The organism is Kitasatospora sp. GAS204B (assembly GCF_029892155.1).
GTDB lineage: Bacteria > Actinomycetota > Actinomycetes > Streptomycetales > Streptomycetaceae > Kitasatospora.
Genome location: NZ_JARZAG010000003.1, coordinates 127,778 through 148,962, shown reverse-complemented (window position 1 = coordinate 148,962; position 21,185 = coordinate 127,778). Strand labels below are relative to the sequence as shown.

The window sequence follows — 21,185 nt, the reverse complement described above, 5'->3', positions numbered from 1 at the left end:
ATTGCTGGTAGTAAGCATTTAAGGATACGCGGTAATGGCCAAGTTGAGTGAAGACCTCCTGAACATGCTCGCCGTGCTCGGCGGCCAGCAGTGCTATCCGACGATGGACCCGGACGGCATGCGGGAGACCGCTGTGGCCTACCAGCAACTCGCGAAGGACCTCCCGGAACTGCGGGACCACATCACCGCGCTGACGAACTGGCTCGCGGACAACTTCCAGGGCCAGGGCGGCAGCGCGTTCGTCGATTCGATGCGCAACCTGGTCGCCCTGTCGGACGGCACCGACCCCCTGTCGATGACCGCGAGTCAGGTGTCGGACCTGGCGGCCTACGCCTACCAGACCGCGACCCAGACCGAGTACACGCAGCTGATGATCATTGCTCAGCTGGTGGACCTGCTGATCAACACGATCAACGCGTGGCTCTGGGCGCCGTTCCAGCCGGAGGTGCTGTTCGAGCTCGCCTGGGAGTACTTCCTGACGAAGGAGTTCCTGGTCCAGCTCTCGAAGTGGTTCGTGGAGCAGGTCGCGAAGCAGGCGTTCAACCAGGTCACCTCAGGTCTGCGGCTCGACGCCCTGGTCCAGACGATCCAGATCATCGAGGGCCACCGCGACGGCTACGACACGTCGAACATCGTCTCGACGCTGGAGAACGCGGGCGTCAACGCCATCCTCGGTCCGATCATGCACATCGTCGGCAAGGGCCTGGGCGACTTCCTCAGCTCGGCGCTCGGCCGTAGTGGCGGCGAGGTGCTGGCCGGGGACCTCGCGCACGCGCTGGACACCGCTGTGAACGACGGCACGCACACGGCGGCGGGCGACCTCGGCCACGCCGTGGTCAACGACGTGACGCATGACCTCACGCACGACCTCACGCACGAGGTCACCAACGACGTCACGCACGACGTCACCACGGTGGCCGGCCACGACGTGACGCAGAGCGTCGAGACGCAGGTCGACGAAACGCTGGCGCTCGCGGCCAGGGCGGCCGCCGAGGAGGCCGCGAAGCAAGCCGCGGAGCAGGAGGCGGAGGCAGCCGTCGAGCACGTCGTGGCCGAGGAGGTCACCGAAGTCGCGGTCCACGAGGTGGAGAAGGAAGCCGGGCAGCTCGACCACGGCGGGTCTCTGACGCCCCAGGAGGCGACTGCCGTCGCCCAGCTGTGGTTGGAGACGCAGGCCTCGGAGGCGTTCTCGCAGGACCTGGGGATGCTGCTGAAGGCGACGGCCACCCAGTTCGGGACCGGCTTCCAGCGAATGGGCGAGGGCTCGATCGCCGAGTCCTTCGAGCAGAAGATGGACAACCTCTTCCGGAAGCACCTCGGCGAGGTACTGGGCGGTCGGAAGCTCGCGGGGGACGTCGGCAAGGACTTCGGTAGGACGATCACTCAGATGTGGGGCCGGGCCGGCGCAGACCACACCGATCTGAGCGCCGCACTGGAGCGGACACTGACCCAGGGAGCCGGTCGGATGGACGCGGGTGCGGTCGGCACGCTGTCGCACCTGCTGCCGGAGCTGATCGACCACATCGGCGAGGGCGACTCGACGTTCCTGATGGGCCGCGAGATCATCAACCACGTCGACCAGGGCCTGCAGAACCTCTTCTCCGGCTGGATCATCAACGCGGCCAACGGCCAGAACTTCGACGTCAACGCCGTGGGGTTCATGTCCGGCATGGCCATGGGCGTGCTCGGCCAGGCCATGCACCACGTGACGTCCCCGCTCGGCCACGTGTACATGGAGAAGATCAACGCCTGGCGGAACAACCCCGACCGGGCGCCGAGCGGGGACAAGTACTACGGCGCCAAGGACCCGATCACGTACCTCTCGATGCTCGCCAACCTGGCCGGCTACGAGGCGCCCTTCCCGGTGCCGCGCAACAACCCGCACGGCGCGCCGACCATGGTCGAGGACCTCTACGCGGGCCACACCTGGCCGGACCTCGGGGACGTCTCCCGGCCGGCCACCTCCTCCGCCGCGCCCAAGCTGGCCGAGCCGGACCTGGGCGAGTCGTTCGGCGACCTGGTCAACACGGGCATGCAGCCGGAGAACCTGCCCAGCGCCCGCCCGAGCACCGTGAGCGACGGCGGCTTCCTCAAGCCGATCGAGCCGGTCAGCACCTCGTTCAGCGACGAGGCGCTCACCGGGATGGGGCTCAAGCCCGCCACCGCTTCCGAGCACGCCACTGCCACTGCCACTGCCACCGCCTCCGCGGATTTCGCCAGCACCGCTGATGCCCCCACCACCTCGCACACCCCCTTGTTCAGCAACGCGGAGGAGTCCCCGACGATCCACGAGACCGTCGGGAACACCACGCTGAGCGACTCCTGGAACACCGCCCTCAAGACCGTCACCGACCGGTTCAACGACGGCAGCGTGGCCGACAGCCACAGCCTGCTCTCCGCGCTGGAGGTCAGCCGCCACGGCAGCCTCCTCGACGACACGCAGCTCGCGACGGCTAGCCGGAGCACGAAGCTCACGGTCGACGCCTTCCTGACCAAGACCACGCCGCAGACGCTGCCGGTCGAGGTCGCCAAGGCCTTCCGCCAGCAGAACCCCGAGGCCGTGCACGCGGCCGCCGAGGAGATGACGGTCCATCAGGTTCGGTCCGAGCTGCGGGCCTTGGGCCTGAGCAGCGCGCCCAGCCACGAGGTGGTCCCCGAGCACGTGCTCCAGGCCGCTTACCTCAAGGCGCGGGTCAAGGAGCTCACCGGTCAGGGGCGCAGCGAGCAGTACGCGCACCGGACGGCCGAGACCGAGGTCGCCTGGGACTTCCGGAACCAGACCGGCCGCAACGCCGCCCGTAGCTTCGTCGCCGCCCACCGGGAGCAGCCGGCCGACGAGGCGGGCGAGCTGCGCCGCCAGTACATCGAGCTGCGTGCGGCGGAGCTCGCCGAGTCCAAGGGCATCACCCCGGCGCGGGCCCGTGCCGAGGCCGAGGCCGAGTTCGGCCAGAAGTTCCCGGGCCGTGGTGGCCGCACGCTCTCGGCGGAGCAGCAGTTCGCCTACCTGGCCAAGAAGGGCGTGCGGATCAACCTCAACCGGCTCGCCAAGGAGAAGCTGGTCGACCTGCTGGCGAAGGCCCGCACCAACAGCCGGACCATGCTCTCCGAGGAGGAGTTCAAGCAGCTCCGCGAGCTGGTCAACTCGGGTGCGCGGCAGGACGAGACGCTGGTGCCGCTGACGGCGCACGCGCTGGGCATCCGGCTGCGCGTCGTGAGCAGGGACGAGGCCGGCATCGAGCACGAACTCGCGGTCCACGGCCCCAAGGGCCGCCCTGAGGTCACCGTGCACCGCGACGGCGACGGCTACCAGGCGAAGCTGACTCAGGCGCGCGAGCGGACTCCGGAGCGAGAGGAGGGGCCGGCCGAGTTCCGCGAGTGGGCGGACACTCTGTTCGGCGGGGTCGACGAGGAGCCCGTGGTCGAGGACTCCGGCAGCCACGGCGAGGGTCCCATCGAGTCGGACACCACGCCGCCGGCCCGCTCGACGGTCAAGGCGCCCGCGAAGCCCACGCTGGTCGAGGGGGAGGAGTACAAGAGCCTGACCGGCGACCATGGTTCGACCGACAGCGAGGTCGAGGCGCCGAAGCCCACCGCCTCTGAGTCCATGGGGGACGGTCCGAAGCCCGCCGTCGAGTCGTCGGCAGCGGACACGCATGAGGACGTCGCCGGTGGGAACCTCGAACTCCCCACCATCGCCGAGGTCTCGTCGTTCGGCGACATCTTCGACGAACTGGCGATGACGCCGCGTGCCGACCGGTCCGAGCCGGTGGCGCCGAACGTGAACGTGGAACCGGCTGCCCACGAGTCGGTCGCGTCCGACGTCCATGCCATGAGCCCGGACAACGGTCCGAGTGAGCACGGGCTGCCCGAGCTGCAGGTGAATCTGCCGTCGGGTGCGATTCTCGGTGCGAACGGGAGGACGAACGGTTCCGCGCGTGAGCTTGATGAGCTCGTGTCGCGGATGAGCAACTTCGAGTTGCTGTCGGCGGATCAGGCGAAGTCGTTGAAGGACGCGCTGGCGCCGATCGCCGAGAAGGACTTGCAGAAGAAGGCGAGCGAGTCGGTCGCGATCGGTGCGGTGAAGGGTCGTCCGGCGCCGCGTCCGACCGAGGTGAAGATCGAGATCGGTCTGGAGCTGCTGGAGCACATCGAGGTGGCGCGGCAGCAGCCGTTGCGGCGTGAGCAGTTGGCGCACCTGGACCTGGAGGTCGAGGGTTCGGTCGGGGTTGGTGGTGACAACCACCCGGCGGATGTCGCCAAGGTGCGGGAGTTCCTGCAGCAGCACGACATTCCGCACCTGGCGGAGTCGGCCGAAGGCCTGGCGGACCAGCTGCTGATGCACAACATCTCGGGTGCGCTGGACGACCACCCGGGGCAGCCGCTGCGGGCAGGTCGCCGGGTCTCGTCGCTGCTGGACGAGCTCGCGGTGAAGCAGGCGCGGATGCGGTGGGATTCGTCGGGTCAGGAAGGCACGACCGACTTCGCGGTCTGGGCGCGGAACGGTGCGGATCCGGAGCTGGCGCCGAAGTTGGCGGAGGGCACGTCGGCGAACTGCTGGGAGACCGTGATGTTGGCGGGCTTCCACAAGCGTGTGCTGTCGGCGGAGTGGATCAGGGAGACGTACCAGACCACGGACACGGGGGGCCAGGACTGGAATCAGTGGCTGGCGAAGCGTCTGCTGCCGTTCTCACAGAGCGAGTTCGTGGCGGGTGTGCGGGAGCCGAAGGTCGGCCAGTTGGTGGTGCTGGGTGCGAACTCGCAGCATGTGGCGATCGTGGTCGATGGGCGGGGGCCGGAAAACGACAGTGTGAAGGTCGTGGGCCTGGGCTGGACGAGTGAGACCTTCGGGAACACCGAAGAGAACAAGATCGCGTATGCCTCGCTCGCGGAGGATATGCCGGGGAAGGTGTTCTTCGGTTCTGGTCCGTTCTCGCTGCCCGATAACGGGCGGTTGGTGACGCATGGCGGGGAGGTGATCGATGATTCGCAGGTGCGGACGCGGCAGTTGACCGATCAAGGTGGTAAGTCGTTCGGTCGGGCGGTGTTCAAGGACGGTGACTGGCGGATCCGGCAGGATCTGTACCGGCAGTTGCGGGACTTGCGGAGTTATGAGCAGCGTGATGACTGGCGTCAGCCGTCGGGGAAGTTCCGGCAGGTGCCGTGGGGTAAGGACTTCTATCTCTTCGCCGATCACTATGAGGCGAAGGGCTTCAGTCTGGAGACCCAGGATGGTCGCACGAAGTGGGTGGGTGGGAACGGTCTCGGTCGGTTGCTGAACCGGCGTGAGAGCCTGATCGACCTGAAGGCTGCTGCGGCTCAGGGGAAGGTCGAGGAGCCGGAGAAGCCGGCGTCGATCGTGTTGTTGAGCTGTGGGTCGGCGGCTGAGGCGCAGGCGGTCGCGGACGAGACGGGCATGGTGGTGCACGCGCCGACCGGTAGGGCCGGTGTGGTGAGTGGTGACCCGGAGGACCCGTTCAACGCGAAGTCGGGTGCGGTGCTGTACGTGCGGCCGTCGGCGAACGGTGAGGAGGGGACATTCCAGACGTTCCACCCCCGGCCGCAGGAGACCCTCAGCGCCCACAGTGACGATGACTCGGTGCACCCGCTGGACCTCGTCGGGTCGGCTGAGCACCGGACCGAGGTGAGCCCTGACAACACTCCTGACGATGAGGGTGATGGTCCGCGTCCGGAGACGGTGACGCAGATGGGGGTGGCGGGGCATCCGCTGGACCGTCCGCTCCGGGTGCGAGGCGATCAGACCGAAGACCCGTTCACCACTGCGGCCTCGAAGTGGGACGAGTTGGCAGGGCAGCGCCGAGAGTTGGCAGACCTGAAGGATCGTCAGGATTCTGGCGGGGCCTTGTCGGATGCCGAGCGCGGTCGTGTGGGGGAGCTGGAGCGGGGTATTTCGCGTCAGCAGTCCGGTCTGCGTTCGGAGTTCTCGCGGTTCTTGCGGGGTTCGGATGAGTCGCTGCAGGCGGGTGTGGACCGCCGCACGGCGGAGATCGCCTCGCTGCGTGAGAAGTTGGGCTCGCTTACGCATGGGTCGGACCCGCAGTGGCAGATCGAGCATGTCCAGGCGAAGCTGCAGCATGTGGAGGCGGAGGTCGCCGACCTCCAGGGCGAGCAGGGTTTGCGCGATCTGGAGGGCTGGCCGCGCCAGTTGATGATTCCGGGTCCGCGTGACCTGGAGTTGTCGCACGACCTTCAGCACCCTGAGAGCGCGGTGGCGCACCTGGATGAGAAGGTCGCGCAGGCCCAGGCGTTGGCGGCGAAGGAGCCGAACAACCCGCTGGCGACGCTGGATCTGTGGCGCGCGCAGGATGACCGGGCGCTCTTCGACACGTTGAAGGACCAGACGGACTGGAAGGCGTTGGAGCCGGCGCAGGTCTCGGCGTTGGTGTTGGCGGAACGCAAGGCGGTCGAGTTCGAGGCGCGTGAGCGTCAGTTGCTGATCGAGAAGTTGCGGGACCCGAAGGGTGAGTGGGCGTGGGCGAAGGACTACCCGCTCGGCAGTGACGAAGAGATCAGTGCGCTGCTCCAGCGGGTGCACGACCACATGCACCGGAACATGACGGTGGCGACCAACTTCCACCTGGACCGCGAGCTGAACGCGAACCGCCGGGTGAGCGTGGGTGGTCGGCGCCGTTCGTCGGGGCTGCTGCTGGACAAGTTGACGGAGAAGTTCAAGCGGCGTCCGTCGACGTTGCTGGACAAGCTGATCAAGGATGAGGGTCAGGAGTTCCGTAACACGTGGGAGACGGGGGCTTCGCAGGCGGCGGTCGATGATTCGCGTCGTGGGAGTGTGGAGGAGCACTTCGGGTACGCGCCGTCGCTGCGGCGGGACTCGGCCTCGAAGGAGTTCTTCCAGGATACGGAGAGCAAGGGTTCGAAGTTCAAGCCGGAGAACCCGGATGAGCTGCCGAAGTACGCGGCGTTGATCTCGCCGTTGCAGACCAAGGGTGTGGCGACGCGTTACGGGGCGTTCGTGATGCACTGGGACGGGGCGATTCGTGGCCGGGTGACGCACACGCCGCGCGACAGTTGGACGGCCGGTCAGATGGGCGCGCGGTCCGTGACGCCGGACTCGCACCTGGACCCGCTGCTCAACTACGGTGACGCGCACCAGGTCCGCCTTGCGTTCGGCGAGGCCACCGACTTCGCGCACGACCAGGCGTTCGGCGAGGACGCCAAGAAGAACGGTGTGACCACCGAGTCGTACTTCGAGACGCAGATCCATGGTCCGCTGCGTTGGTCGGATCTGAAGACAATCACGGTCAACCACCTGCACGAGGGTCACACGGGCCTGAACCCGGACAGCCTGCCGACCGCCGCCCGCGCCCAGGAGTTGAAGGCGACCCTGGAGCAGCACGCGCAGCTCAAGGGTTACCGGTACACCGTCGAGCTCCGTCACCACGACGACGCGCCCACCAACCACGAACTCAGCCCCGACAACGGGACCGACAGCGAGGCCGGGACCGCCACCGACACCGCCCCGCACGGCGCGTCCTCGGTCGACCCGCAGTTGGACGCCGAGAGCCGGAGCCGCTGGTTCCAGGAGGGACTTCTGCAGGGGCACTTCGACACGATCGGGGGGGACGAGGCCTTCAAGCTGGTCAACGAGCTGCCGACCAAGTCGGCGCAGGAGCGCGCTCGCGAGCTGGATTCGCTGACCGACGCACAGCGTCGCTGGCTGGCCCTCAACCCGGACTTCGTCAACGGGTTGCGCGCCTCACTGTCGAAGGAGGAGCTGGCCGCGACGGCGGCCCAGCTGATCGTCCGGGTGGATCCGCGTGCGGAGCAGCCGATCTCGGCCCGGCTGGCGGCCCGTGCGCAGGTCGCACGGATGCTGCAGGACCCGGATGTGGCCGCCCGGATGCTGAAGAAGGGCGCCGGGGCCACGGTGGTGCCCAGGGACGTCATGATGACGGAGGTCCCGCCGTTCGAGGGTCTGCGCGGGCAGAAGGCGGAGGGTGCGTCCGGTGACGGGCGAAGCCTCGACCAGATCAGGGGATTGCAGGCCGGCGGCGAGGCCGCCGTCACCGAGGAGAACCTGCTCGGGGAGGACACCTCGATCGGCTGGGTCCGACACTACCCGGACGGCTACTCGACCACGACGCACGAGTTCGCCCACGCGGTCCATGAAGCGGGCCTGTCGCCCGAGGACAAGCAACTGGTGACTTCGGCGTACCAGTACAAGCTGATGATGGACCAGGCAGCTCACGCCCTAGGCCAGGACAGCCTGGTCGCGTGGTCCGACGGCCCGCGCCGGTACGACCACCCAAGCGGCGACAACTACGCCTCCCGCAACGAGTACGAGTACTTCGCCCAGGTCAGCAACGCGTACCTGGGGACCAATACCAACAAGGACCCGTACACGGATCATCCGCGCAACAACGGGCACGAGTGGGTTCGCGCGAACGAGCCGATGCTCCTGCCGCTGCTGGAGCGCCTCTACGGCCCGGACCCGCAGGCGGTCCACTCGGAGCGGGCCAACCCGGTGGAAGCCGTCGCGGCCGAGCGGCGGATGTCCGAGGACTTCCGCAAGCTCATGGGCGCCGAGGAGCAGAGCAAGCCCCAGCACGGCTTCCAACTGCACGACGGGCCCGTGGCATCGGCCTCCCACGAGCCGAGCCCTGACAACGCGCCGCTGCAGACGCATGGCGGGGAGGTGATCGATGATTCGCAGGTGCGGACGCGGCAGTTGACCGACCAGAGCGGCAAGTCGTTCGGCCGCGCGGTGTTCAAGGACGGTGACTGGCGGATCCGGCAGGATCTGTACCGGCAGTTGCGGGACTTGCGGAGTTACGAGCAGCGTGATGACTGGCGTACGCCCTCGGGGAAGTTCCAGCAGGTGCCGTGGGGTAAGGACTTCTATCTCTTCGCGGACCATTACGAGGCGAAGGGCTTCAGCCTGGAGACCGAGGACGGTCGCACGAAGTGGGTGGGTGGCAACGGTCTCGGTCGGCTGCTGAACCGGCGTGAGAGTCTGATCGATCTGAAGGCTGCTGCGGCCTTGGAGAAGGAGCCGGAGAAGCCGGCGTCGATCGTGCTGTTGAGTTGTGGGTCGGCGGCGGAGGCGCAGGCGGTCGCGGACGAGACGAAGATGGTGGTGCACGCGCCGACCGGCCGTGCTGGCGTGGTGAGTGGTGACCCGGAGGACCCGTTCAACGCGAAGTCGGGTGCGGTGCTCTATGTGCGGCCGTCGGCGAACGGTGAGGAGGGGTCGTTCCAGACCTTCCACCCCCGGCCGAAGGAGACCGTCACCACGCACAGTGGTGATGACTCCGTGCACCCGTTGGACTCCGTCGGGCCGCGGGACCAGCGGACCGAGGTGAGCCCTGACAACACTCCTGACGATGAGGCCGATGGTCCGCGTCCGGTGATCGAGATGGGGGTGGCGGGGCATCCGTTGGACCGTCCGTTGCGGGTGGCGGGCGATCAGACGGAGGACCCGTTCACCACCGCTTCGCAGAAGTGGGATGACCTGGGGTCGCAGCGTCAGGAGCTGGCCGGCCTGAAGGATCGTCAGAACGCTGGCGACACCCTGTCGGACCAGGAGAAGGATCGTCTTGGGAAGCTGGAGCGAGGCATTCCGCGCCAGCAGGACAGCCTGCGCTCGGAGTTCTCGCGGTTCCTGCGGGGGTCGGACGAGTCGCTCCAAACGGGCATGGACCGCCGCACGGCGGAGATCGCCTCGCTGCGTGAGAAGTTGGGCTCGCTCACGCTCGGCTCCGACCCGCAGTGGCAGATCGAGCATGTCCAGGCGAAGCTCCAGCACGTGGAGGCGGAGGTCGCCGACCTTCAGACCGAGCAGGGTCTGCGGGATCTGGAGGGCCGGCCACGCCAGTTGATGATTCCGGGTCCGCGTGACCTGGAGTTGTCGCACGACCTGCAGCACCCCGAGAGCGCGGTGGCGCACCTGGACGAGAAGATCGCGCAGGCCCAGGCGCTGGCGGTCGAGGAGCCGAACAACCCGTTGGCGGCGTTGGATCTGCGGCGCGCGCGGGAGGACCGTGCGCTGTTCGACACGTTGAAGGACCAGACGGACTGGAAGGCGTTGGAGCCGGCGCAGGTGGCCGCGTTGGTGTTGGCGGAGCGTAAGGCGATCGAGTTCGAGGCGCGTGAGCGTCAGCTGCTGATCACCAATCTGCGGGAGCAGAAGGGTGATTGGGCGTGGGTGAAGGGCTACCCGGTCGGCACTGACGAGGAGATCTCGTCGCTGTTGCAGCAGGTGCACGAGCACATGCACCAGAACATGAGCATCGCGACCAACTTCCACCTGGATCGCGAGCTGAACGCGAACCGGAAGGTGAGCACGGGTGGTGGGCGTCGTCGTTCGTCGCAGATGCTGGACAAGCTGAGGGAGCCGTTCAAGCGGCGTTCGTCGTCTGGGGTGGACGCGACGCTGCTGGACAAGCTGATCAACGACGAGGGTCAGGAGTTCCGTAACACGTGGCGGACCCGGGCGTCGCAGGCGGCGGTCGACGACTCGCGTCGCGGGAGTGTGGAGGAGCACTTCGGATACGCGCCGTCGCTGCGGCGGGACTCGGCGACGAAGGCGTTCTTCCAGGACACGGAGAGCAAGGGGTCGAAGTTCAAGCCGGAGAACCCGGATGAGCTGCCGAAGTACGCGGCGATGATCTCGAAGTACCAGACCCGGGGTGTGGCCACCCGGTACGGCGCGTTCGTGATGCACTGGGACGGGGACATCCGTGGCCGGGTGACGCACACGCCGCGCGACAGCTGGACGGCCGGCCAGATGGGTGCGCGGTCCGTGACGCCGGACTCGCACCTGGACCCGCTGCTCAACTACGGTGACGCGCACCAGGTTCGCCTGGCGTTCGGTGAGGCGACCGGGTTCGCGCATGACCAGGCGTTCGGGGAGGACGTCAAGAAGAACGGTGTGACGACGGAGTCGTACTTCGAGACGCAGGTCCATGGTCCGCTGCGTTGGTCGGACCTGCAGAAGATCACGGTCAACCACCTGCACGAGGGGCACACGGGTCCGAACCCGGACAGCCTGCCGACTGCCGCGCGGGCCCAGGAGCTGAAGACCACCCTGGAGCAGCACGCACAGCACAAGGGCTACCAGTACACCGTCGAACTGCGCCACCACGACGACCCGCCCACCGGCCACGAACTCAGCCCCGACAACGGCCCGAGGGAGGACGGGTACCAGGTCGTCCGGGGCCGCCGGCCGGTTCCCCGGGAGCAGGCGCGGCCGTCGACCTACCTCGACGACTACGAGGTGATCAACGAGCACGAGGACGTCACCGCGCAGGAGTCGGGGCAGCGCGAGCACCCGGAGTCCGTGTTCAACTACCGCGATGCCTACGCCACCGGCGGCCGGGTCAAGCAGGTCGGCGATGGCGAGGGCAGCACGTCGTTCCCCGCGTATCGGGCCGAGCGGCCCGTGGAGAGCCTTGACCACCCGCAGCTGCGGGTTTCCGGCGATGGATCGCTGGTGATCGCCAGCCACCAGGGGCGCTCGAGGGAGTTCTTCGGCCACCCGGACGCCATCCGTCACGCGCAGCAGAGCCTTCGCGAAGCCGGCAGTAAGGCCGAGTTGGTGATCGACACCAAGGTGAAGATCCGTTTCAGCCACGAGGGCGAGCAGCGTGAGCTGCTCAAGGTCAGCGTGCGCTTCGACAGTGACCCGTCATCCGTATGTCGCGACTTCTCCGAGAAGGTTCTCGGTGCCTCTCACACGCACGCGGTGCTCTCCGACATGCGCAGTCCCGAGGAGGGCGGCACCGGAAAGACGGTCACTGCCAGGATCGGCACCAACAACGGCGTCGAGATCGAGGGAACTCATCACCTGGCCGACGCCCTCGCCAAGGCTGCCTACGGGAAGAGCACGGTGGAGCTGGACCCCGAGTGGGGCCAGGCGGTGATGGCGCAGGCGCCGAAGACGAAGGAGAGTGACTGGCCCACTCCCGGCGAGGCATACGGCCGGGCGCTGAATCGGTTCACGCCCGGTAACGAGGCGCTGCGGAAGAAGCTGTCCGAGCAGGCCAAGAGCATGGGGGTGAACGAGGAGGCCTGGGCCCGGGTCGGCGGCGAAGGCTACGTCATGCAGTCGGTCGCCCACGACTACCGAGACCGCCGGCGCCGGTTCTCCCTCGACTTCGCCCAGACCTTGGGCAGCGACGACGACGGGGTCCGGGCACCGGTCTGGGGCTATCACTTCGCGCCGGTCGTGATCGAGAGCCTCGACGGTCAGCACCAGATCACCCTGGAGAACGCCAACTTCCACACGCGCGCCAGGGAGCTCGCGGCCGAGGCGCTGGACGCCAACATCCAGCACTACGGGGAGCGCATCGACGCCATCCTGGAGGACCTCAACGAGGCCGTGGCGCGGGGGGAGCTCTCCGAGGGAGACCCGCAGGTCGGGCTGGCCAAGGTGATCGTCCAGATCCGGGATGTGGGTGCGGAGCTCGCACGGGTCAAGGAGCAGTTGCGGGAGGCCGGTACCGGCGACGATCAGCAGCTGGCGCTCAAGGAGCGTTCCCTCCAGTCCGAGCTCGACGACGCGCGCGCCAACGGGCACCGCGTGATGCTCGCCCTCTCCGGCGACGACATGGGCCGCGAAGGTGACATGTGGTGGTTCGCCATGAACGGTCGTGCCAAGGGCGAGACGCTCTTCGAGCAGTACGCGATGCTCGACAGTCGCACGACGCGCGGGAACAAGAACAACCCGATCGCCATGGTCGTGCTCAGCGATCACGCCGACCCGCGAATTGAGCTGGAGTTCGGAGCCGAGACGGAACAGCTCACCGAGATCCAGAGCGACCGTGTCGACCACATCGCGCACCGGGTGGCCAAGGCCGCGTTGTGGCGCTTCCGCCAGGAAGTCGAGCTGCCGTCCGTCCGTTTCACGACGCACTCGCTGCCGACCGAGCACGAGTCGGCGAGTGGGCTGACGGATGCGGCGGTGGCCGAGTTCGGTCGACGTCTCGGCCACTACCTGGACGACTTCCAGCAGCATCTGGAGCCGGGCGAGGAACGGTTGACGGCCGACCGGATCGAGATCACCACCGAGCTCGGGGCCCGCGATCCGGAGGCGCTGAAGCGGGACTACCCCGAGCTCTACGACGGACCGGACGCGCAGCCGATCCTCTCGCAGCTGGCCATCAGTGCGACGCTGAGCGTCCACCCGGCCGAGCACACGCCGGAGCAACTGGCCGACCTGGCAAGGGAGACCGGACTGCTCCGGGAGCCGCGCACCCTCCTGGGGCGAGGGTCCGAGCCGAGCGCCGAGGTGTCCGGGGACGAGATCCTGCGGATGCGGGACATCGTCAAGGTGACCCGGTACCTCACCGGCTCCGACGCCACGCCCACCGTGGCCGAGCTGACGCACGTTCGCAGGCTCTCCGACGTCCTGCGCCAGGAGTACGGCCACAGCGGCGAGTTGCGCCCTGAACACCTCGACCGGCTGGCCCGCTCGGTCCTGGGCATGGACGCCGAGGCGGCGGTCCAGCCCGGCGACCGGCAGCGGCTGCTCGCCCTGGCGCAGCAGGCCAAGCGGCGCGGACGTCCGCTGACCGCGGCCGCGCTGGCCAAGGCGGCGGGCACCAAGCTCGACCCGGAGAGCCTGGCGACCGGTCGGCACCAGGAGCCGTCCGTGGAGCGACCGCTGGTGCTGGACGAGCTGAACGTCATCTTCGACAAGGGTGCGAAGACGCTCGACTCCGAGGGCCACAGCGAGATCAACAAGTTCGGTGGGAAGGTCGCCGAACTCATCAAGGTGTACAACGACCCGTCGAAGTTCGCCGTCAAGATCGAGGTCGGCGGAAACGCCCGGGTGTCCCGGCGCAAGGACACCGGTCAGCTCCGCGCGGACAACCTGAAGGGTGACCTGCAGAGCTTCCTCGAAATCGCCGGCCGGGACAGCGAGAACCCGTTCGACCACACGCAGGTGAACATCGTCGCGACCTCCCGCGGCCAGCGACTTCCCGCGAAGGACGTCCTGCCCGAGGAGCGCACGTCCGTCCGGCGCCGCGTGGGCAGCGTGCAACTGACCGGGACCGCGCCGGCGACGGACCGACCTGGCCCGTCGCACGTCGCCGACGAGCTGGAGCCGATCCCTGAGCCCGTTCGGCTCGAGCCGGCCCAGGAGCGACCTCTGACGGAGAGTCAGGAAGCCGCGCACGCTGAGTTGGGACATCAGGACGCGAACAACCCGGAGGAGCACTCCGAGCTGTCCGGAGCTGTGGCGTTCGGTGGTGATCGGGTAGCCGGTCCGGCGGTGGTGTCGTCAAGCGGCGACCGAGTGGACGCGATGGTCTCCGCGCTGATGCACCATCAGAGTCGCTCGGGTGCCAGGCTCTTGGATGACGGCTCGGCGTCGCAGGGTCGCCGGGACGCGGTGGATCGTTTCCCGCGAGATGACCGGTTCTTCGTGCTGGCAGCACACACCGATCGACAGGGGCGGCCGCTGTGGGAGGGCCGGCCGGTATCAGTGGACGAACTCGCTTCGGTGCTGGCGAAGTTGCATGGGCTGGGGGTGTGGCAGGGTGACAAGCCGCTCTTGCTGTCGGCCTGTGACGCGGCCAGCGGCGCCGAGGCGTCCTTTGCCGCCGACGTGTTGCGGGCGCTGCACGAGAAGCTGCCGCAGCTGGACCTGGAGGCGTACGCACCGGAGGGCACGCTCTGGTTCGCGCCGCCGGTGGGCAAGGACGGAGCGGTTCGGCCGTCGGGGTCGGGCCATCTGGTGGTGTCGAGCGCGAACGGTCTCGGGTTCGATCTGCTGGGTCGGCCGTCGGTGCAGACCGGTGGACACTGGCTGAAGCTGAAGGTGTCCGCTGGTGCCGGTGAGGTGACGGTCGAGCGGTTGGGTGCTCATCTGCCGGTGGACGACAGCCGGTCGCCGGTGGGTTCGGTGGCTGCGCCGAAGGGATACGTGACGCACGACGGGTCGCGGTTCGCGCGCCTGGCGGGCTCTGGCGACGGGCCGTTGCCGCGGGATCACGGCCGGGCGTTCCACGGGTTGTCCGGCCTGGTGGACTCCGGCGGTCGGCCGGTCGAGGGAATCACCCACGCCATCCGTTCGCAGTGGACCGGTAGTTCGACGGTCAGCGACTATGTGCTGACGTCTGGCCATGCGAAGGACGGGGCCTCGGGCCAGGGCGTGCCGGTGCCCTTCACCCGTCGGGAACCGAGGGCGAAGGTGGTCTTCGGCTCGTCGGGTGACCTGGTGGGCTCGTTCGGTGATCTTCAGGTGGCACGGGTACTGCACCACGACGAGAAGCCGGCGCTGCGGCTGTCGGCGGACGGGTCGATGGCGGTGAACTCGCTGCTCGGCGAGCACGGTGAGTTCTACGCCACGAAGGAGGTGGTGGAGCAGGCTTCGGCGGCGCTGCGCCGGGCCGACAGCGGAGTGACGCTGCGGATCGTGCCGGAGAACAGCGTCGAGGTGACGGTCGACGGCGCGCAGCGGAAGCTGTCGATGGTGGTGGCGGACTTCGGTGACGCGAAGCTGACGGAGGTCTGCCGTGACTTCGCGGCGATCGTGCTGGGTGGCGCTCCCTCGCATTTCGTCTTCCGGGACGGACTGGGCACGGCGCTCGGTAAGGACGAGGGCGGCCTGAACGCGTTGGTCGGGCCGCTGAAGGCGGCGAGTGGGATCGAGGTGACCGGCACCCATGAGATCGCCGACCTGCTGGCCAAGGTCGCCGAGGGTGGCGTGTCACTGGACGAGTTGTCCGGCGAGCAGGCCGTCTCGGTGCTGAAGGACGCGACGAAGCCTGGCGAGTTCGGCGGTTCGGCAGGACAGGGCAAGCGCTACGGGCAAGCACTGCACGCGAGTTGGGGACAGGATCCGGCAGAGCCGGATCCGCTGGCCGAGGCCTCGATGAAGCTGGGGACCAACCAGTTCGCCTGGCCCGATGTCAGTGAGGCGTATCTGATCCAGGCGGTGGGTAGCGGCGGTATCACCGGCGATCGTGACTTCGGCGCTGACTTCTCCCTGGACCCGGTGAACGGCTACCAGGAAGGCCGTCGCGGTGGCTACCACTTCGCCTCCGTGATCGCCGCCGCTGATGACGACCTGCACCACATGACGCTGCAGAACTACCGGCGCGACGGCGGGGTCCGGAACGCACTGCAGGAGGCGACCGACCAGATCTACGACCGGTACAAGGATGTGCTGCCGCAGATCGACGCGGAGTTGAAGTCCGGTCGGATGGCCGACCCGTCCGGGGGACGCGCCCAACTCCTCGATAACCTCGGCAAGATGCGCGATCTTCGCGCCGCTCTGGACACGGCCGACGAGGCGGATCGTCCCGAGTTGGAGAAGCAGCTCTCCGCGGTCCGGGACAAGACGGTCAACGTGCTGAAGCGGCTCTCTCCGGAGCACCTCGGTAAGGACACCGATCTGTACTTCTTCCAGATGTACGGCCGGGCCAAGGAGGAGACCTTCTACGAGTGGCGTGTCGCCCAGCGGGTCAAGCTCGCCAACCCGTTCGCGGGTGTCGTGTCCGGCGGCCGTGGCTTCAACCAGACCACGATCGCGTTCGACCGCAACGGCACGTCGCTCGACGATCTCGCGCAGCAACGGGTACAGAAGTTCTCCGAGCAGGTCCTCAAGGAACTGCACTACGACTGGCGCAACGACCAGCCGCCCTCGTTCAAGGTGGGGATCACCGGCTACAGCAACTCCCGAATCCCGTTCAACGCGAAGGCGCAGGGCCGCAGGCGCAGCGTCGCCACCGAGCACGCCCTGTTGGGCTACGTCTCGGCCGCGTTGAAGAAGGAGGCCGAGATCGCCGGCGATCCGAAGCGCACGGCCAGTGTCGATCAGCTCAACATCCAGAGCCGCTCCAAGGGACGCGACCCGAACCCGGCCGCGATGGGAGAGACCGTCGAGCAGCGCCGTCGCAGCTCGCTGATCACGATCGAACGTGAAACCGAGGCGCTGTCCCGGTTGCCCGGTGCGGTGACGTTCGGTGGCGAGCACGTTGGCAGCGCTGACGACCGTTCGCCGGTCGCGCTGCACTTCCCGCAGTCAGGGCCGGACGGCCGCGATCTGCACGAGCTGCCCGGAACGGAGCAACTGGTCCAGAGCCGCCCACTCGGTTCGGAGGACGACCCGCGGGCCAAGGGTCGGGCCTTCGCGGAGCCGGAGGACTTCGAGGAGCTCGATGGCGAACTTCCGCGCTTCCGGAGTCACCTGGTGGACTACCGCCACATCCTGGTGAACCCGGAGCGGGACCCGGACGAGCAGGGCTACCTGGTGCAGGACCTCGGCCGCTTCCCGGTGCCGTGGCTGGGCGGCCCGGAGCCGTACTTCGTCATGGGACGCCACTCCGGGGACGAACTGCTCATGACGGACGAGAGCGGAAACCTCATCACGGTCGGCCACGATGCGTTCGCGGCCGTCCTGGCGGGCGATTCGGAGTTGGCCCGGCTTCCCGAGGACGTCCCGCTGGTCCTCGCGATCCCGCACAGCGGCGACGGCACGCTGGACCTGCCGCGCCGGATCGCAGCGGCCACGGACCGGACCGTGTACGCCCTGACCGGCGACATGGACATGGTGCCGGAGGACGACGGCTGGTCGCTGGGCCTGCGGACCCCGCATCAGGACGGCCACGGCGAACCCGTGCCGCGCGGCACGATCGTGCGGGTCGACCCGCCGTCCGCCGGTGGTGTCGACCCCGCGCACGGCGACGACTCCGGCCAGGTGACCTTGGTCGACGGAACACAGGTCGCCGACAGCCGACTGCGGAGCTGGACGATCATCGACGGTCATGGGAGGCCGATCGGTCGGGCCTTGCTGGACCAGAGCACCCAGCATGAGCAGGCTCCGCTGCTCGGTCGGCTGAATGAGCTCTTCTCCTATCAGAGCCTGGCGGATGAGGAGTCGCTCAGCGGTCCGGAGCACCACGTTCCCTGGGACCCGGAGCACGCGTACTTCTTCAACACGCACGCGGACGAGACGGGCTTCGAGTTCGTCCCGGGTGCCGCACCGGCCGATGGACCGCAACTCGGCGGGTTCCTCAAGCGCAGGCCGAGCATCGTCGCGCTCAAGCAGGAGGCGGTTGCCGGAAAGCCCGTCTCGGTGGTGCTGATGTCCTGCGAGTCGGCCGCGCACGCGCAGGCGGTCGCGGACGAACTCGGTCTCACGGTGCACGCACCGACGGCCATGGTCGGCTTCACGCCACCGCCGGACGACCCGTACGACCGCTCGGAGGAGGTCACGATCGCCGTGGCCCCCAATGCTGAAGGTGGCGAAGGGGAGTTCCGCACCTTCTACCCGGGTGGCCACGACGGTGTCTCGTCGGTCGCGTCGGGGCCCGCCGCCAAGCCTGCTCGGCCGCTGCTGGACGGGACGCAGCCCGACCGCACGGGGTCGTCGCGGAAGGGCGGCATCGACTGGTTCACCTCCGATCGGGCTTCGAGCGTCGAGGCCGAGCTGCCGGCCAGCGACTGGGGCTTGTTCCACTCCGTCGAGGGCACGGCGACCACGGAGACGGACGGCGGCCACGCCGGACCCGGCGACCTGCCGAGTCACCAGTCGCCCGGGACGTTGACGGACCAGCCGCCGGCCACCAGGACCTCCTCCTCGGGTCCGCCGCAGATCGGCGATGCCTCGCGCGACTGGCGTCGTGGCACGGTGCGTTCCGGCGTCCCGAAGATCGAGCAGGTGCCCGAGGCGGTCCTGGGCAAGGTGAGCTTCCTGCGCATGGCCCCGCGCTACGCGGAGGAGGTGCTGGGCATGCCCCGGGAGACCCAGCAGAAGTTCCAGGAGATCACCGACCGGCTGGGCGTCGTCATCGAGGTCCGGCCGACCAACCCCGACGCGGTGGCGCACCTGAGGGGCGATCACGGTATCCGGGCGCTGCCCAAGCCGGAGGACATCAAGGCGAAGACGATCAGCCCGGAGGACCTCTACCTTCGGGACGACGTACCGGGAGCGAAGCCGTCCGACCGCGGCCTCGTCGGGTTCTTCGAGCCCGTGCTGCCGGAGCGGTCGTCCCGGCCGGAACTGGCCGACGACAAGCTCTGGGTCGCCGTCCAGCGGCGCCACCAGCAGCGGGGCGCCGAGTTCAAGGAACTCCAGGAGAAGATGCGGCAGTTCGGGCAGGCGGAGCAGCCGCGCTTCCGGGTGGTGGACGGCGTGGTCGAGCAGCTGGACAAGGACGGGGTGTGGCGGCCGCTGACGGGTGACCACGACGTGTTCGACCTCCAGCGGGCAGACGGCATCCGGTTGGACGAGGACGAGTACGAAGCGGCCAAGCAGGAGATGCTCGACGCGGGCATCGTCCAGCACGGCGCGCACATGTTCTGGAAGCCGACCAAGCCGTTCGACCTGGGGATCTACCAGAAGATCGTGGGGACCCACCGGCCCTCGGAGACCAAGGGGCTCAAGGACCAGCCGGGTCTCGAACCGCTGCTGCGCTTCGTCCCCGGCGGGGAGCGACCGCTTCTGTCGTTGGCCGAGCAGGAGGCCGAACTGCCCGATCGTCGGGTCAGCCTCGGTCCGTTCGGCGGGGATCCGCGTCGGATCGGGGCGCAGATCGGCGAGATCGTCTGGCCGGAGTCCAGCGACTCGATGTTCGGCGAGGATGCGTCGCCGGTACCCGAGACCGTGTCGCTGCACCCGGGCGACCACCCGGTGCTCTCGACCGACGAGCACGAGTCGGCGGCTGCCTGGCTGGCTGATGACGAAGCTTCGAACGGCACGGCTGCCGCCGGCTCCGCCCAGCTGACGGGTTCGGAGGAGGCCGGTCAGCTGGTCGCACTCGACGGGACCATCGTGCGGGACGACCAGGTCATCGCCAAGGATCTCTACAGCCCCAACGGAGAGCTGATCGGCCGCTTCGGCGCGATGGACCGCGATCCCAGCCTGTACTCGCACCTGCTGAAGCTCGACACCTATGAGCACCGGGTGCATCCGCAGCTGGCGACGGGTCTGGTCGAGAAGGTTCCGTACGAGCCGAAGAACACGGTCTTCTATGTGACGCACGCCGGGAAGCTCGGTGTGCGCACGTCCACGGAGTTGGGCGACAAGAGGTTCAGCGGCGCCCAGTTCGGCGGCTATCTCAAGCGCCTCCAGGTCGTGAAGGGGCTGAAGGAGGCCGCTGCGCAGCGTGGCCAGAAGCCGGAGCTCGTGCTCATGGGGTGCGAGGCGGCATCGGTGGCCCGGGACGTGTCCGCTGCTTCCGGGCTCAAGGTGCACGCACCGACACATCTGATTGCGGTTGCCCCGACCGTCCCGTCCGACGGCACCCAGCGTCCGACGCTCTCCATGCTGATGCGGGACGGGACGAAGGGCCGCTTCCAGACCTTCGAACCCGACAGCGCCCTCGCCGAGTCACTGACCAGCGCACCCTCGGGCTACCACCCGGGCGCCGGGCCGGAAGGCCGCGATCTGCACCGGGTGCCGGGCACGGACACGCTGGTGCACGGCATGCCGCTGGGCGAGGACGACACGAAGCCGGCCGGTCGCGCGTACCTGTCCCCGGGTGACTGGGACAGCATCGACCCGGTGATCTTCGGGTTCGACGGCGGCGCGCGGGCGTTCAGCAAGGTCACCGTGGATCCTGAGGTGTATCCGGGCGAGCCCGGCTACGTCCAAGGGGAGCACGGTTCGGTCGAGGCGCCGTGGTCGGCCGAGCACCAGCCGTACTTCGTGCTGGCGAGCGGTACGGCGCAGGAGGTGAGGCTGACGGCCGGGACGGACTCGCCGCTCGCGGTGGAGCCTGACGGCTTCGCCGAGATGGTCGCGGCGGACCCGGCGCTGGCGAAGCTGCCGAAGGCGGCGCCGATCGTGCTGATGGTCCCCGGCGCGGGGGTCGGCGGGATGGAACTAGCCTACCAGGTAGCGGACCTGACGGGTCGTACGGTCTTCGCGCTGACCGGTGGACACGCGTTCCTGCCCGGCCGCCGGGGCAGCTGGATTCCGGCGATCGGATGGCCGGCGGACGGTGGCTCGCCGGGAGGGGCGCAGGGCTTCGTCCGGGTGGATCCGGCCGCGGAGCAGGACACCCCGGTGGTGGAGGAGGTGCTCAGCCCGCCCTCGACCGCCAATCCGCCCTCGATCGCCGACGACATCGCGAACGCGCTGATGGGCTGAGGCCGGTGGTGGTCCGGGGCTCGGCTGAACCTTCGGCCGAGCCCCGGCCGTGGATCCAGACGGACGCCGCTGTGCGTTCGAAACGCGTTCCCCCAACGATCAGGAG

At 68.4% G+C, this 21,185-nt stretch carries 1 protein-coding gene; it reads left to right on the top strand.

Going from position 1 to position 21,185, the window contains the following annotated elements; genetic code table 11:
• Positions 1 to 34: 34 nt before the first annotated feature.
• Positions 35 to 21,079, top strand: coding sequence for a hypothetical protein (locus P3T41_RS05570; RefSeq protein WP_280688259.1), 21,045 nt, complete (start codon positions 35 to 37; stop codon positions 21,077 to 21,079).
• Positions 21,080 to 21,185: the final 106 nt, after the last annotated feature.

Bases quoted from the DNA above. Each gene is read 5' to 3' on its own strand.
- P3T41_RS05570 (WP_280688259.1), top strand. From the start codon at position 35: ATGGCCAAGTTGAGTGAAGACCTCCTGAACATGCTCGCCGTGCTCGGC.